A 14,423-nucleotide genomic window follows, 5' to 3' on the forward strand; every position below is an offset into this window, starting at 1 on the left:
TAAACTTAAAATCAGCGGCGAAAGCCGCTGATTTTGCATACGAAAAGGTGCTGCGCACCAGTTGAAAAATCAACTAATGCGACAGCACCATGAAACAAGAGCAGCCGCACCTCTCCGGAATCTCCGGGAGATGCGGCTGCGTTTAATATGGGGATTTCCATCCGTTATTTACTTCTGTTTCTTTTCCTCAAGATAATCATTCAGCTCCGCGTTCCTGACGTTTGTGATAAACATATGGCCCGGCGCATGTGTGATGACCAGCGGAAGCTTCGCGTTCTCGATCGCCGCCTGCGGTGTGACGCCGCAAGCCCAGAATACCGGAATCTCGCCTTCCTTAAACTCCACCGGATCACCGTAATCCGGCTTCATCACATCCCTGACACCGATGGCGGCGGCATCGCCGATCTCAACGGGTCCGCCGTGAACGTTCGGATACCGGTCCGTGATCTCCTTCGCTTTCTGTGCATTCTCCGGGGTCATCGGTCTCATGCTGACAACCATCGGTCCCTCAAACACACCCGCACTTCCGCAGGCGATATTGGTCTTGAACATCGGGACATTGCAGCCCATGGAGATATGGCGGACATCGATTCCCGCCTTCAGAAGCGCCTCTTCAAATGAGAAACTGCATCCGATCAGGAATGCCACGGAATCCTCTGTCCAGTATTCGGAGACATCCGTCACTTCATCCGTAAAGACACCGTTCCGGTAAATGCGGTAGCGCGGAACATCGGTTGTGATGCAGGCTCCTTCGCCCATATCATGTACATCCGGCGTTCCCTCAATCACTTCCAGAATCGGGCACGGCTTCGGATTCTTTTTTGCAAACTCACGGAATTCATCCGCATATTTTTTCGGAAGAATCACCAGATTGGCCTGCGCATACCCCGCGCACATGCCGGCGGTGGGATAATCGATCTCGCCCGCACGGATCAGTTTCCAGATCTCCTCCGGTGACGTCTGACTGTAATCTTTTCTCATAAGTCCCTTCCTTTCATCGGAGTCCGAACGTTTCCTTCTCCAGCTCCACGGTAAACTCCTCTTCTCCGACACGAATCCGGAAAGTGCCTGCCGGCACCCAGTAAATATAATCTCCGGCCGGTGAAAGCGCATTCTCACGGAACGCCGCCGTCAGGGCAGCCTTCGCTGCGGCCTGTACCTCCGGCGCGGCAGATCCGAGTGCTCCGGCATCCTTAAAGCGGATGGTTTCTTCATTCTTTTCTTTTTCGATCGAATCACGAAGCGAAGCAAGACGAACGTTCTCCTCATGGAGAAGTTCCTGTGCCTCCTCAATCGAGACTGCCTTAAAGCGAAGCTTTACGCCCGGTTTCGCCTGCGCCACTTTCGGGAGATCCACCGTGATTACGCACGCAATCTTGGTATATCCGCCGGTGGTCTGATGGTCTGCCATCATGATGATCGGTTTTCCGTGGGACGGCACCTGCACCGCTCCGAAGGTGATGCCGTCAGAGATTATGTCTCCTCCGTCCACATGCTCGATGACTTCGCCCTCCAGACGGCATCCCATACGGTCCAGCTCACTGGTAAACGCATATTCCGAATTCAGGAACGTCTCTTTCCCCTTTTCGGTAAAACAGTCATCCTGCGGTCCCATGATGACCCGGACTTCGATCTCCTTCGTGGGCATAATCTCGGTCTCCGCGACACGCCGTTCCATGTAGTCCATCACACGAACCGGGGCGCGGAATCCGATCTCATCGCCTGCTTCCAGTTTTCTTCCCTGAAAGCCGCCGACTTTGGATTTCAGATTGGTGGAACGGCTTCCCATCACCACCGGAATGTCGAGTCCGCCCGCAAACGCGATGTATGCGCGAAGTCCGGTCTTCAGAGCTTTGAATTCCAGAATATCCCCCGCATGCACGGAGAGGGCGCGGTACATTGCCGCCGGCTGTTTGTTGATCGCAAAGCCGAGATCCGCGCCGGTCACGGCAATCACATTGTCTTCCGTAAACTGAATGGACGGTCCCATCATCGTGACTTCCAGAACAGCCTCGCCGCAGTCATTGCCGACAAGAATGTTCGCAATCTTTGCGCTGTGCTGATCCATCACGCCGGAAACAGCCATTCCGGTCTCCTGATATCCGATTCGTCCCAGATCCTGCACTGTGGTGAGGAAACCGCCGGTCATTATCTTCATTCCCATTACTGTTCCTCCCTGTTGTATGTCACATACTGATAGGTATTGTCATCCACCTGTTTCTGAATCGCATCATATTCCGCGCGGTCCACGGCACGGAAACGGATGTACTGTCCCGCCTCAAGCAGAACCGGTTTTTCCCGCTCTGCCTCATAGAGTTTCAGCGGAGTTCTTCCTATGAGCTGCCAGCCTCCCGGAGAGTCGATGGGATAGATTCCTGTCTGCTCGCCGGCGATGCCGACGCTTCCGCCCGGAATCCGCACGCGCGGGCTCTTCAGTCTCGGTGTCGCGATCGCCTTATCCATGCCGCCCAGATACGGGAATCCAGCCACAAATCCAAGCATATAGATCAGATAATCACGGCCGGTGTGAATACGGATGACCTCATCGGTGGAAATGCCGTTGTGCTCTGCAACATTTGCCAGATCCGGTCCTTCCTCTCCTCCGTACAGAACCGGGATTTCAATCACGGTGGGCGGCGGAATCTCAATCGAATCCAGACTTCCCATCAGCTTGTCAAACTGCTCCGTCAGTTCATGAAACCGGATGGTCTCCGGATCGTACTGAACCAGAAGCGAGCGGTAGGTCGGAATCGTCTCAATAATTCCGGGAATTCCGCTCTTTTTTACCGCAATGTTGAACGCACGGATATCACGGTTAATCTCGGGGCTGATGCTGTTTCCGAATTCCACATCAATACTGCTGTCGCCCGCAAGAAGATATCTCACATTACTCATTTTTTCTTATATTATCCTTCCTGCCGGCGGAACGACGTCCGGTCCTTCCGCCGGCAACATGTCATGTCAATTCATCGTCAGAATCATCCGAAAATGGTCAGGATCGTCGGAACCGCCTTGATGCCGGTATAACCGGTCAGCAGAACGACGCATACGCCGAGAACCAGAAGGACCGTCGGATGACGGTAATCCGCGCCGACAATGTCTTTTCTGCGGCTTGCCAGAAGAATGACAGCCAGTGTGATCGGAAGGATCAGACCGTTGACCGATCCGGCGAGAACCAGAAGGGTTGCCGGCTGGCCGAGGAAGGTCATGATGACAGTAGATACAAAAATAAATCCGATGACAAACCATTTCTCATTCTTCATGATAAACGGATGAAGGGTCTTCAGGAACGAAACGGACGTGTAAGCAGCTCCGATGATGGAGGTGATCGCCGCAAAGCAGATAACCATACCGAAGATGAAGTGTCCGATGTTTCCGGCGCCTGCCTGGAATGCTGCTGCCGGCGGAGATGCGGTCCAGGAGTCGGTTCCGACGATCTGCGGTGCTGCGGTGACAACGCCGAGAACGGCAAGGAACAGAAGGATACGCATGGTTCCGGATACGCACACACCCATGGTTACGGACTTGCGGAACTGCTTCAGATCATCCACGCCGGAGTATCCCGCATCCAGAAGACGATGTGCGCCGGAGAAGGTGATATATCCGCCGCAGCTTCCGCCGAGAAGGGTGATGATCGGGAATACAAGTGTCGGGAACTGATTCAGTTTTCCGACGCTTGCCACTGCCTCTCCGACCGGCGGTGCAGAGCGGAGCATAACGTAGAGAACGACTACGATCATGATGGAGCCGAGATATTTGGTCAGACGGTCCATTCCGGATTTCGCATCCTTGGACAGGAATACCAGAATTCCGATTGCACCGCCGATGATTGTGCCTGCCTGAATTGGAAGACCGAACATAACATTCAGACCGGTGGCTGCGCCGCCGACATTGCCGATGTTAAAGACGAGTCCGCCGATGGAAACCAGGATGGCGATAAAGACACCCAGTCCCGGAACAACTTTGTTTGCAATATCCTGGCCTCTCATGCCGGACACGCCGATGATCGACCAGATATTCAGCTGCGTGGTAACATCAAGAAGAATGGTGGTGATAATTGCCAGTGCGAACAGCGCGCCGTACTCACCGGTGAATTTTGCGGTCTGTGTCAGGAATCCCGGGCCGATCGCCGAGGTTGCCATGAGAAATGCCGCGCCCAGAAGGGCTGTCATGCTCTTTCCGCCGGACTGGACCGGCGGTTTCGATTTTACAGCTGCATTGTTATCTGCCATATGTTTCCCCTTTCCGTGATGACTCACCTTAACCTAAATTTCTGACTTCTACTCCTTCTTTCTCCAGTGTCTCGCGAATATTCTTTACAAACTCCAAAGCGGACGGATTGTCTCCGTGAACACAGATGGAATCTGCCTTGATCGGAATATCCACGCCGTTTACGCTGGTTACTTTCCCCTCTTTCACCATGCGGACGGTTCTGGAGATTGCAAGGTCCTTGTCATGAATCACTGCCCCCGGCAGCTTTCTGGAAACCAATGTACCGTCGTCATTGTACGCGCGGTCCGCAAATACCTCACTGGCAGTTTTGAGTCCGATTTCTTCCGCCTGCTTGATCATCTCAGAGCCGGCCAGACCCATGAAAATGATGTTCTTATCAATCTCATAGACTGCTTCCGCCATCGCTCTGGCAAGCTTCGGATCTTTTGCCGCCATGTTGTAAAATGCGCCATGCGGTTTTACATGCTGCATCGGAATTCCGCAGCTTCCGGTAAATGCCAGAAGTGCGCCGATCTGATACTTCATGTAAGCCTTTGCCTCTTCCGGTGTCACAACCATCTGGCGCCGTCCGAATCCCATCAGATCCGGAAAACCCGGATGTGCGCCGACTGCTGTCCCGTTCTCCTTTGCAAGGCGAACCGTCTTCTCCATTACCACCGGATCACCCGCATGGTATCCGCATGCTACGTTAGCCGAGGTGACATACTTCAGAATTTCCGAATCCATTCCGATCGTATAATTTCCGAAGCTCTCGCCCAGATCACTGTTCAAATCAACATGATACATAACCCTAACCTCCTTCTACCATATCCGGAATCCTTTGATTCCCAAAACCATATTGATTATACAACATTATTCCAAATTTTTATCTCTATTTTAAAAACTTTTTGTATTTTTTTGCATTTTGTTATAGTATAACAGACAATAATCTTTATTCAGTACAATTTTAAAGATTACAAAAAGAAAAATAACTTTATTGCTTTAGCATTTTAACGTCTGCAGGCGGGCGCATCCCCGCGGAACGTTTTTTGTATCATAGAAAAATCCCGGAAGCGGCACATTGCCGCTTCCGGGATCAGACTCCGCTTCTTATTCTCTTGTGTCCATCCGGTAGAATGTCCGGTACAGTGCGATTTCTTCCGCGGTCTCTTTGCTGGAAAGAAAGACAACCTCTCCCTCCCCGGCCGAATCGGACCGGAGTCCGTATTCTTCCAGCTTCCGCTTCAGTTCGCGGGCCGTTCCCTCGCCGCCGTCGTAGAAACGCACATCGCCCAGCGCCTCTCGGATCTGCCGGCGAACAAACGGATAGTGGGTGCATCCGAGAACCACGCTGTCCACTTTTCCGCGGTACGGTCCGAGAAGTTCCTGCATCAGTTCCTTCAGATCCGGGGCGTCCAGACAGCCTTTCTCGATCCTTCCCGCCAGTCCCGGGCACGGAACTGCCGTCACATCCGCATCCTTGCCGTATGTGCGCTCCAGTTTCTGGAATTTTTCCAGTTTCAGTGTGACCGGTGTCGCGATGACCATAATATGCTCGTTCCGGTCATCCTCCGTCGCCGGCTTTAAGGCCGGCTCCACGCCGATCACCGGAATCTCCGTGAACGTCTCCCGCAGCAGATTGATTGCCGCACTGGTCGCCGTGTTGCAGGCGATCACGACTGCCTTCAGTCCCCGCTCCACCATCGGCCGGATCATGTTCATCGTCAGCTGCTGAACTTCCTCTACCGTCCGCTCGCCGTAGGGCGCGTGTGCAGAATCACCGAAAAAGACAAAATTCTCATTCGGGAGAAGCGCCGTGCAGTCTTTCAGCACGCTGATGCCGCCGACTCCCGAGTCAAAAACACCGATATATCCCTTGAAATCCTCTGTCAAAACAATATGCCTCCATGAGAATCTGATGATAAACGCCGTTCTTTGCTCCGGATCCGTTTCCCGCGCGGATGGGTTCAGAGCTCATACGGGCAAAAAAACGATAACGCAGATCTACTATAGCACAAATCGCCGTTCCACGTTACCGTTTTTCCAAAGTCCCTGCTCTGTCCCGGAGCTGCCATGACGGGCCGCCCGAATTACGGACCGGCGCCCGATCTTATCCTTCCTTATTCCCACAGACCGTTCAGGCCAGTTTCTGTGCAAGACTCACCAGCACATCCACCATTTTCCGCATCGAATTCACATTCAGATACTCGTAGATTCCATGATAATTCTCTCCACCGGTGGAAAGATTCGGGCACGGAAGCCCTTTCCAGGAAAGCATGGCGCCGTCGGTTCCGCCGCGGATCGGCACGAACACCGGCTCAATCCCCTGATCGCGGTACGCCTCGGCCGCCGCATCCACCAGTTCCATATGCGGCCGGATCTTTTCGATCATATTGTAATACTCATCGCGCAGCGAAACTTCGACCGACGCATCCGTCGGTTCCAGTTTCCGGTTCAGCGTATCCGCCGCCTCCCGGAACTGACGTTTCTTTTCCTCGAACTTCTCTTTGTCGTGATCGCGGATAATGTACGTCATGCGGCACTCGCTCTCATCCCCCGCCATATGGCAGAGATGGAAGAATCCTTCCCGTTTCTCGGTGTTGGCCGGAATGCACTCCGGAAGAAGCCGGTTGAATTCCATCGCCACAAGCTGCGCGTTGATCATCTTGTCTTTCGCCTCACCCGGATGAATATTCACGCCATGGATCAGCACTTTTCCTTCTGCCGCGTTGAAATTCTCGTATTCCAGTTCTCCGAGCGTTCCGCCGTCCACCGTATATGCGGCATCCGCACCGAATCCCGAAATATCAAAATTCTCGGTTCCGCGGCCCACCTCTTCATCCGGTGTAAAGGCGATCTCGATCTCCCCGTGCGGAATCTCCGGATGCGTGAGAAAATATTCCGCCATCGCCATGATCTCCGCGATTCCGGCCTTGTCATCCGCACCGAGAAGCGTTCTTCCGTCCGCCACGCACAGATCGCATCCCACCGCCTCCAGAAGCTTCGGAAAATGCCTCGGTGAGAGCACCTTTCCGTGTCCGAGTTCGATATCTCCGCCGTCATAATTATCCACAACGCGGGGAGTGACATGGTCATCGCTTGCGCTCGGCGCGGTATCCATATGGGCAATGAAACCGACCTTATGCCGCTCTTTCATCCCCTCCGGAAGTGTCGACGGGATCCGCGCATAGACATAGCAGTGCCCCGTCAGCCGGACATCCGCCGCTCCCATCCCGATCAATTCCTTTTCCAGCACCCGGGCCAGATCAAACTGCTTCGCCGTGGACGGCTGGCTCTCCTTCTCCTCTGCGGACTGTGTGCTGATCCGCGCATAGCCCATAAAACGTTCCAAAACATCCATATCTTTTCTCTCCCGGGATCCTCACGGCTGAAGTTCGGCTTTTTTCCAGAAATCCACCGGTTCATAATCCTGTAGCATTGCCAGAAATCCAGCTTCTTCCAGTTTTGTCTGGATCATGTCGAGAATTTTTTCCGACTCCGCTGTGACCGTATGATAATGATAACCGGATGTCGTGTTCTTCAGAAGTTTGGATTTCCCGGCGCCGATGGATTCCAGATACCGTTTGATATCATAGCGTGACTGGATATTCAATTCCCCACGTATGATGCCATAAACCTTGTGGTAAACGAAGACATCCTCCACACAGCCTCCCATATCAACGATCAGCGAAAGTTCATTCTCCACTTCCTCGTCCGTATGGAACACTTTGAAAACCCGGCTCGCACGTTTTTTTTCTGTCAGAATATATCCGCGGTTGGTTGAGTAGATCTCCTTTCCTTCCGCCCGGATCAGTGCGATATCCTGCACGATAACCTGCCGGCTCACATTGAACTGCCGGGCAAGGTTGCTGCCGGATACCGGGCGTTCACTGCCAAGCAGCGCTTCAAGAATCTCTCTTCGTCTCTCTTCTCCGCTCATCCCGCACCTCCTGTCTGTATACTCAGTATCATACCATACTTTGCCGTTTTTCAGTTGTATCAGATTGCGTGAAGATGTTTCAGAGAAACGTCCAGGATCGGCGCGGAATGTGTCAGCGCTCCGCTGGAGATGAAATCCACCGGAAGATCACGGATTTTTTCGATGCTTTCACGGGTGACATTTCCGGAGATCTCGATCTCCGCTTTTCCGTCAATGATTCCGATGGCTTCCCGCATCGTATCGTGATCCATGTTGTCCAGCATAATGATGTCCGCGCCGGCCTCCACCGCATCGCGCACCTGTTCCAGCGTCTCCGTCTCCACCTCGACCTTGCGGACAAACGGCGCATACTCCTTTGCCATCCGGACGGCTTCCTTCACGCCGCCGGCAGCTCCGATATGGTTGTCCTTCAGCATCACGCCGTCGGACAGATTGTAGCGGTGATTGGTTCCGCCCCCCACACGGACTGCGTATTTCTCAAAAATACGGTTGTTCGGCGTCGTCTTTCTGGTGTCCAGAAGCCGGATTCCGCTTCCCTCCAGCAGCGCCGCTGTCTGCCGGGTATACGTCGCAATTCCGCTCATTCGCTGAAGATAATTCAGAGCCGTGCGCTCACCGGACAGAAGCACCCGGATATCTCCCGTCACCACTGCCAGAAGATCGCCTTTTTTTACCTCATCCCCGTCCTTTGTAAAAAACTCCACTTCCGTCTTCGCATCCAGAAGGTGAAATGTTCTCTCAAACACCGGCAGACCGCAGATCACCCCGTCTTCTTTGCAGATCAGGTCAACGCTTCCCTTCTTTTCAAACGGCATCACACTGTTCGTCGAGACGTCCTCCTGCGTGATATCCTCCCGCAGTGCGCTCAGAATGAGCGGATCCGCATTCAGTTTCATCGTTACTGTATCCAACATATGCGTGCTGTCCCTTTCACTGTATTTCTCTTAATATCACCGAAATCATCCTCGTCCGTTTTCCCCGGATTTCCAGGGCGATTTCCTGTCATTTACAGCATTTTCCCTTTGTCCCCGCAGTTACACGGCGCGATACGCCGCGCCGCTCTCCCGGCCGCCGTTTGCCTCGTCGATCTTTGCCTCCACCATCGCGGAGTATTTCTTCTGCAGTTCTTTTTCATTGCGGTAGTCATCCAGACATACCATCTCAAAGGCCGCCGGATCTTTCTTTACCATATCCCGCTTCTGTTCGATATCCAGCGCCGCCCGCTTTGCGAACACCAGACTTTCCAGAAGTGAGTTGCTGGCCAGACGGTTCTTTCCGTGAACACCGTTACATGCGGTCTCACCGACTGCATAGAGCTGTTCCATGCTCGTTCCGCTCTCGTAGTTTACCTTGATGCCGCCCATGAAATAATGCTGCGCGGGCACAACCGGAATGCATTCCTTCAGCGGATCATATCCGTTTTTCCTGCAATATTCCACGATATTCGGGAAATGTTCCCGGAGTTCTTTTTCCGGAATTGTCCGGAGATCTTCCCACACGAACTCGGTTCCGTCCTTCTCCATCTGCTTCCGGATCTCCTGGGTCAGCAGGTCTCTCGGCAGAAGCTCATTCGTGAAGCGCTTCATGTTCTTGCCGTAGAGCTTTGCGCCCTCTCCGCGGACGGATTCCGAGATCAGAAAACTCCGGTCCTCGGATTTCGCATTGTAAAATGTCGTCGGATGAATCTGCACGTAATTGATGTTCTTCAGCTCCACGCCGTGGCGGATGGCGATTGCAAGAGCATCTCCCGTCAGATGGCGGAAGTTTGTCGAATGGCGATATAGTCCGCCTATTCCTCCGGTTGCCAACACGGTTTCATCCGCCTCAACCTTCTCCAGAGTACCGTCTTTTCTGCGGATAATTGCCCCATAGCACACATTGTTTACCGAGACCAGATCCACCATGGTTGTATATTCCATCATGGTGACATTGTCCAATTTTTTGACCTGTTCGAGAAGATGGCTTGTGATTTCTTTTCCGGTGATATCCTCATGAAAGAGAATCCGTTTTTCGGAATGGCATCCCTCCCTGGTAAACTCCAGCGCGCCTTCATTATTCCGCGCAAAACGGACGCCGTAGCCGATCAGATCCTTCACCACATCCTGGGATGACCGAATCATAATATCCACCGAACGGCGGTCATTTTCATAGTGTCCCGCCTTCATCGTATCTTCAAAATAACTCTCATAGTCACCGTCATCCTTCAGCATGCAGATTCCGCCCTGCGCGAGATAGGAATCGCTGCTCTCCAGATCCGATTTCGTAATGATGGTGATTTTCATATCCCGCGGCAGATTGAGCGCGCAATAAAGTCCCGAACATCCGCATCCGATGATCAATACATCCGTCTTCATTTTCTCCTCCAAACCCGGCTGTTCCGCCGAAGCTGACTGTTTGCCGTGTGCGCTGCTGCCCGGATACGCTGTCCGTCTGCACCGCAGTCCGGATATGCGGTCTGCGCGGAACACGGCTGAAACTATGCCGGATTATAGCACCCTTTTTCTTTACTGACAAGTCAGTTGTAAATATATTCATTGTCAACTGTCTTGACAGTAAAATATCCGCTGTCTATAATGAGTGACTGTAAACTTTCTTTCAGCGATACGCATCATGCTGTGCGGACCAAAAAAACCGCACAGGCCGCCGGGGCTTTCCGCAGACGGCAGACTCATCATTCCGCACCGGTCAGCCCCAGTGCGTCACACAGGAGAACAATATGACCACAAGAGAACTTCAGGATGAAATCATCCGTCTGAAAAAAGAAAAAGACATATGCATTCTCGCACATGCCTATCAGAGTCACGATATATGGGAAGTTGCCGACTACGTCGGTGATTCCTACGGTCTCGCCGTCGAGGCTTCCACGGCGCCGCAGAAAAATGTCATCATGAGCGGCGTGCGTTTCATGGCGGAAACCGTAAAAACCCTCTCACCGGAAAAAAACGTCTATCTGGCCAATCCGATGGCAGGGTGTCCGATGGCGCAGCAAATGGACCGTGAAACTGTACTGGAGCTGAGAAAACAGTATCCGAACGCGGCGGTTGTCGCTTACATCAATACCACCTCGGAGCTGAAGACCGCCGTTGACGTATGTGTCACCTCTTCCTCCGCCCTGCGGATCATCCGTTCCATGCCGGAAAAAGAGATCCTCTTTATCCCGGACTGCAACCTCGGCGGCTGGATCGCGGCTCAGTGTCCGGACAAAACCTTCCATTTCTTCAAGGGCGGCTGTCCGACCCACATGAGTCTGAACGCCGGCGATGTCGCCAAAGCCAAAGCCGCTCACCCGAACGCCCTTCTTCTGGTCCATCCGGAGTGTCTTGCGGAGGTCACTGCACAGGCCGATTACGCCGGCAGCACCACCGGCATCATGAAATTCGCCAAAGAGAGCGATGCAAAAGAATTCATCATCGGCACCGAGCAGAGCATTGTCCAGCACCTGCAGTTTGACTGCCCGGAGAAACAGTTCTACTCCATTTCCCCGAAATGTGTCTGTCATAACATGAAGATGACCACACTCGTCGATCTCTACAACATCGTTGCCGGAAAAGGCGGCGAGGAAATCACGCTTTCCGATGACGTCATCCGGGGTGCGAAAGCCTGCATTGACCGCATGATCGCCCTCGGCGGCTGACATACCTGTGGCCGACATACCTGCGGCCGACCTATCGGCGGCTGACATTTCGGTGTGTCCTTCCTCCGCCGGTTCAACGGCACCGCGCAACCGCAGTCTCACACTTCACGCCAGTCTCCGCTCTCTTCCGGTCCACCCGAAAGATCCGGAGCCGGCGTGTTTTTCTGTATCTTCTGAACCAGTCCCAGCGCTCCCTGAAACATCAGAACCGCCAGTTCCTCCGAGACCTCCTCCAACGGGCGTTTCTGTTTCTGCAGAAACCATTCCGTGTACACGGCCACGAGTCCTGCCACCGCAAAGTCCAGCACCATATCAAAATGCTCCCGGTCGATGTACTCCTGATCTCCGAACCGTTCCACAAATGTTGCTTTCAGCATGGCCATAACCTTCACCAGAACCGAACTCAGATCTTCCTTGGTCAGGAGTCCCCCGTAAAAATCCAGATTCTTCTCCACCAGTTTTGCCAGCATCATAAAGAATTTCTCCGGCCTGCGCATCAGTGTTTCCAGATCCATATCGTGGATCGCCGCTCCGAACTGCCGCACCAGCTCATCCTCGATCTCGTCCTGCACCGCCGCCGGATTCGCATAATATGTGTAAAATGTCTTCCGGTTGATATCGGCCTCCTTCGCAATCTCTGTCACGGTGATCTGACTGAGCGGCTTTCTTCCGAGAAGCCGGAACATCGCCGAGAGAATTTCCTTTCTGGTCCGGTCCGTGCGCCGGTCACGGTGCTTTTGTCCCCGTCCCTCCCTGTCCGCAGATTGTTCGATCATTTTTTCTCCTTCTCCCTGCAATGCAGTGTTTCCCTCCGCATAACGCAGTTTATTTTTCTTTTTCTCTCCCTGTTATTCAACATTTATTTGACATTATGTTGTTTTTTACTCATCTGATACTATTCATGATGTTGAATTATAACTCATTTCATTGGAAAATAATAGCCGTGCAAAAATAAGAATATTACATGAGGAGTCACCTATGTCTGAATATGAGATTTACATTGATGCCTCGGTCGATGTGCCGGCCGATGTGCTGAATGATGGAAATGTCCACATTGTCCCGATGCACTACACCGCAGACGGTGCCGAGCGCGTCATGGAGCGCCCGCTGAACGACGATGAGATGAAAGCCTATTATGACGAAATGCGCGCAGGCGTTGTCATGAAAACCAGCCAGATCACCCCGTTCCACTACGAGGAAGCGTTCCGGGACGATATCGAAGCGGGCAAAGGCATCATTTATCTTTCCCTTTCGTCCGGCCTGAGCAATACCTACACGTCCGCGCTGACCGCCAGAAATACCATCCTCGACGAACACCCGGACGCAAAGATCGAGATCGTCGATACGCTCGGCGCAACCGGCGGAATGGGCCTGCTTCTGATCCTCGCGGTCCGCAACCGTGAAAAGGGCATGTCCCTTGAGGAAAATGCCGCATTTCTGCGCGATCACGCTCTCGATGTGGTCTTCTGGTTCGTTGTGGATGACCTCTCCTTCCTTCGCCGCGGCGGCCGAATCTCTGCGGCAAGTGCCATTGCCGGAACCATGCTCAACATCAAACCGATTCTGAAGATCACCGACGAGGGAACCCTCACCGGCGTCTCCAAGCAGCGCGGTATCGCAAAAGCGCTGAAATACATGGCTTCTCTCTATGAAAAGAGCCACGAGCAGACGATCGCCGATGATGTCATCATCTGTCATGCAGACGACATCGAGCGCGCGGAGAAGATCCGTGACATGATTCTGGACATCAATCCGAACGCCAAAACAAGAATCACGTCTCTCAGCCCCATCATCGGTGCCCACACCGGTCCGGGTATGACCTGCATTTGCTATCTCGGCAACCGGAATATTGTTTAACCGGTCCTTTGCATCAGGCGTTACAGTATCCGCAACGTTCCCCTTCCTGCGGGATTTTGACATAACAAAGTCCGCAAGCGGGACAATCCGGAGAACTTTCCTGTAATACAACATAAGGTGCGGCGCATCCGCTGGTATCCCAGCAGATGCGCCGCACCTTATGTTGTATATATTACAGAGTGTCTTCCAAATCTCCATCCGGCTTCCACTTCCGGACGGACCTCTCCATTCAAACACTCCGATTTTGCTGCGCTACCATTCGTAGTTCCAGACTTCGCACTGCATGACGTTGACATCTTTTCTGCCGGTATAATCCTCCAGCACCTGCGCAAGGTTTCCTTCCCCGTAATAAACATAATCTTCCAGATAATCACCGGTCTTGGTGATCACCCCGACACATTTATCCGACCGCAGATGATCCGTACCGTATCCCTCAAACAGTACGCCGAAACGCAAATCCAGATCCAGCACCGGCACACGGATGAACCACCGCTCCGCACTGATAAACGTGCGCTTGTCGATGGTCAGAATATCCAGATCATCGCATAAATGCGTGTAAATATTTCCCGTGATTCCAAGCTGACTTACCCTGATATCTCCAATCTTCTCAAAACTCATACTTTCTTCCCCAAAAGTCTTATGTCTTTTTCTATATCGTTTATCTCAGGGGTGAGACGCCGTCTCCGCGCCTCACCGAATGTTTTTCTTTTCGAAGTTTCATTCCTGACGTCACCCAAACATCAGTTACTCCGCATCGCGTCAGTGAAAAGCGCCTGCTCT

At 52.9% G+C, this 14,423-nt stretch carries 14 protein-coding genes; 2 read left to right on the top strand and 12 right to left on the bottom strand.

The genetic code is table 11. The features are described 5' to 3' along the window. Positions 1 to 168: 168 nt before the first annotated feature. From BMW41_RS12280 to BMW41_RS12325, 10 genes are all read right to left on the bottom strand, one after another. A complete protein-coding gene (locus BMW41_RS12280) occupies positions 169 to 981 on the bottom strand; it encodes a putative hydro-lyase (RefSeq protein ID WP_074650350.1) in 813 nt (270 codons plus the stop codon). Between the two features lie 13 nt (positions 982 to 994). Then, positions 995 to 2,164, bottom strand: coding sequence for a 5-oxoprolinase subunit C family protein (locus tag BMW41_RS12285; protein WP_074650351.1), 1,170 nt, complete (start codon positions 2,162 to 2,164; stop codon positions 995 to 997). Further along, complete coding sequence (gene pxpB / locus BMW41_RS12290) at positions 2,164 to 2,895, bottom strand: 5-oxoprolinase subunit PxpB (protein WP_074650353.1); 732 nt, start codon at positions 2,893 to 2,895, stop codon at positions 2,164 to 2,166. Before pxpB ends, BMW41_RS12285 begins: the two co-directional genes overlap by 1 nt. Positions 2,896 to 2,978: 83 nt before the next feature. Beyond that, positions 2,979 to 4,232: an NRAMP family divalent metal transporter gene (locus BMW41_RS12295; protein ID WP_074650370.1), complete on the bottom strand. Its 1,254-nt coding sequence runs from the start codon at positions 4,230 to 4,232 to the stop codon at positions 2,979 to 2,981. A 28-nt stretch (positions 4,233 to 4,260) separates the two neighbouring features. Beyond that, the gene (locus BMW41_RS12300; protein WP_074650355.1) at positions 4,261 to 5,019 is read right to left on the bottom strand and encodes a LamB/YcsF family protein; all 759 of its coding nucleotides are present in this window, start codon (positions 5,017 to 5,019) and stop codon (positions 4,261 to 4,263) included. A gap of 303 nt (positions 5,020 to 5,322) precedes the next feature. Continuing rightward, entirely contained in the window at positions 5,323 to 6,105 is a 783-nt protein-coding gene (murI, locus tag BMW41_RS12305; protein ID WP_074650356.1) for a glutamate racemase, read from the bottom strand. Between the two features lie 244 nt (positions 6,106 to 6,349). Then, a complete protein-coding gene (gene pepT, locus BMW41_RS12310; protein WP_074650358.1) occupies positions 6,350 to 7,573 on the bottom strand; it encodes a peptidase T in 1,224 nt (407 codons plus the stop codon). A gap of 21 nt (positions 7,574 to 7,594) precedes the next feature. After that, positions 7,595 to 8,152, bottom strand: a complete 558-nt coding sequence (locus tag BMW41_RS12315; RefSeq protein WP_074650360.1) for a transcription repressor NadR — start codon at positions 8,150 to 8,152, stop codon at positions 7,595 to 7,597. A 59-nt stretch (positions 8,153 to 8,211) separates the two neighbouring features. Beyond that, entirely contained in the window at positions 8,212 to 9,066 is an 855-nt protein-coding gene (gene nadC, locus BMW41_RS12320) for a carboxylating nicotinate-nucleotide diphosphorylase (RefSeq protein ID WP_074650361.1), read from the bottom strand. A gap of 120 nt (positions 9,067 to 9,186) precedes the next feature. Then, positions 9,187 to 10,506: an L-aspartate oxidase gene (locus BMW41_RS12325; protein ID WP_074650372.1), complete on the bottom strand. Its 1,320-nt coding sequence runs from the start codon at positions 10,504 to 10,506 to the stop codon at positions 9,187 to 9,189. 362 nt (positions 10,507 to 10,868) lie between these two features. Between BMW41_RS12325 and nadA the strand changes: the two genes are divergently transcribed. Beyond that, positions 10,869 to 11,786 (top strand): quinolinate synthase NadA, encoded by a 918-nt coding sequence (gene nadA, locus BMW41_RS12330; protein WP_074650363.1) that lies wholly within the window; start codon positions 10,869 to 10,871, stop codon positions 11,784 to 11,786. Positions 11,787 to 11,884: 98 nt separating this feature from the next. On the opposite strand, the gene BMW41_RS12335 is transcribed toward nadA, so the two are convergent. Next, the gene (locus tag BMW41_RS12335; protein ID WP_074650364.1) at positions 11,885 to 12,562 is read right to left on the bottom strand and encodes a TetR/AcrR family transcriptional regulator; all 678 of its coding nucleotides are present in this window, start codon (positions 12,560 to 12,562) and stop codon (positions 11,885 to 11,887) included. Between the two features lie 202 nt (positions 12,563 to 12,764). Here BMW41_RS12335 and BMW41_RS12340 point away from each other — a divergent pair, with 202 nt between their 5' ends. Further along, positions 12,765 to 13,643, top strand: coding sequence for a DegV family protein (locus tag BMW41_RS12340; RefSeq protein WP_074650366.1), 879 nt, complete (start codon positions 12,765 to 12,767; stop codon positions 13,641 to 13,643). Between the two features lie 252 nt (positions 13,644 to 13,895). Here the strand turns inward: BMW41_RS12340 and BMW41_RS12345 are convergent, their stop codons facing one another. Beyond that, positions 13,896 to 14,261: a hypothetical protein gene (locus tag BMW41_RS12345; protein WP_074650368.1), complete on the bottom strand. Its 366-nt coding sequence runs from the start codon at positions 14,259 to 14,261 to the stop codon at positions 13,896 to 13,898. Positions 14,262 to 14,423 lie beyond the last annotated feature (162 nt).

This window comes from [Clostridium] aminophilum (assembly GCF_900101295.1).
In the GTDB taxonomy this organism is placed as follows: Bacteria; Bacillota; Clostridia; order Lachnospirales; family Lachnospiraceae; genus Clostridium_R; species Clostridium_R aminophilum_A.

What these genes read in the sequence shown, in the direction of transcription:
- BMW41_RS12335 (WP_074650364.1), bottom strand. Translation starts at nt 12,562, where the DNA reads ATGATCGAACAATCTGCGGACAGGGAGGGACGGGGACAAAAGCACCGT.
- BMW41_RS12285 (WP_074650351.1), bottom strand. Translation starts at nt 2,164, where the DNA reads ATGGGAATGAAGATAATGACCGGCGGTTTCCTCACCACAGTGCAGGAT.
- pepT (WP_074650358.1), bottom strand. Translation starts at nt 7,573, where the DNA reads ATGGATGTTTTGGAACGTTTTATGGGCTATGCGCGGATCAGCACACAG.
- BMW41_RS12340 (WP_074650366.1), top strand. Translation starts at nt 12,765, where the DNA reads ATGTCTGAATATGAGATTTACATTGATGCCTCGGTCGATGTGCCGGCC.
- BMW41_RS12300 (WP_074650355.1), bottom strand. Translation starts at nt 5,019, where the DNA reads ATGTATCATGTTGATTTGAACAGTGATCTGGGCGAGAGCTTCGGAAAT.
- BMW41_RS12295 (WP_074650370.1), bottom strand. Translation starts at nt 4,232, where the DNA reads ATGGCAGATAACAATGCAGCTGTAAAATCGAAACCGCCGGTCCAGTCC.
- nadA (WP_074650363.1), top strand. Translation starts at nt 10,869, where the DNA reads ATGACCACAAGAGAACTTCAGGATGAAATCATCCGTCTGAAAAAAGAA.
- BMW41_RS12345 (WP_074650368.1), bottom strand. Translation starts at nt 14,261, where the DNA reads ATGAGTTTTGAGAAGATTGGAGATATCAGGGTAAGTCAGCTTGGAATC.
- BMW41_RS12325 (WP_074650372.1), bottom strand. Translation starts at nt 10,506, where the DNA reads ATGAAGACGGATGTATTGATCATCGGATGCGGATGTTCGGGACTTTAT.
- pxpB (WP_074650353.1), bottom strand. Translation starts at nt 2,895, where the DNA reads ATGAGTAATGTGAGATATCTTCTTGCGGGCGACAGCAGTATTGATGTG.
- nadC (WP_074650361.1), bottom strand. Translation starts at nt 9,066, where the DNA reads ATGTTGGATACAGTAACGATGAAACTGAATGCGGATCCGCTCATTCTG.
- BMW41_RS12280 (WP_074650350.1), bottom strand. Translation starts at nt 981, where the DNA reads ATGAGAAAAGATTACAGTCAGACGTCACCGGAGGAGATCTGGAAACTG.
- BMW41_RS12315 (WP_074650360.1), bottom strand. Translation starts at nt 8,152, where the DNA reads ATGAGCGGAGAAGAGAGACGAAGAGAGATTCTTGAAGCGCTGCTTGGC.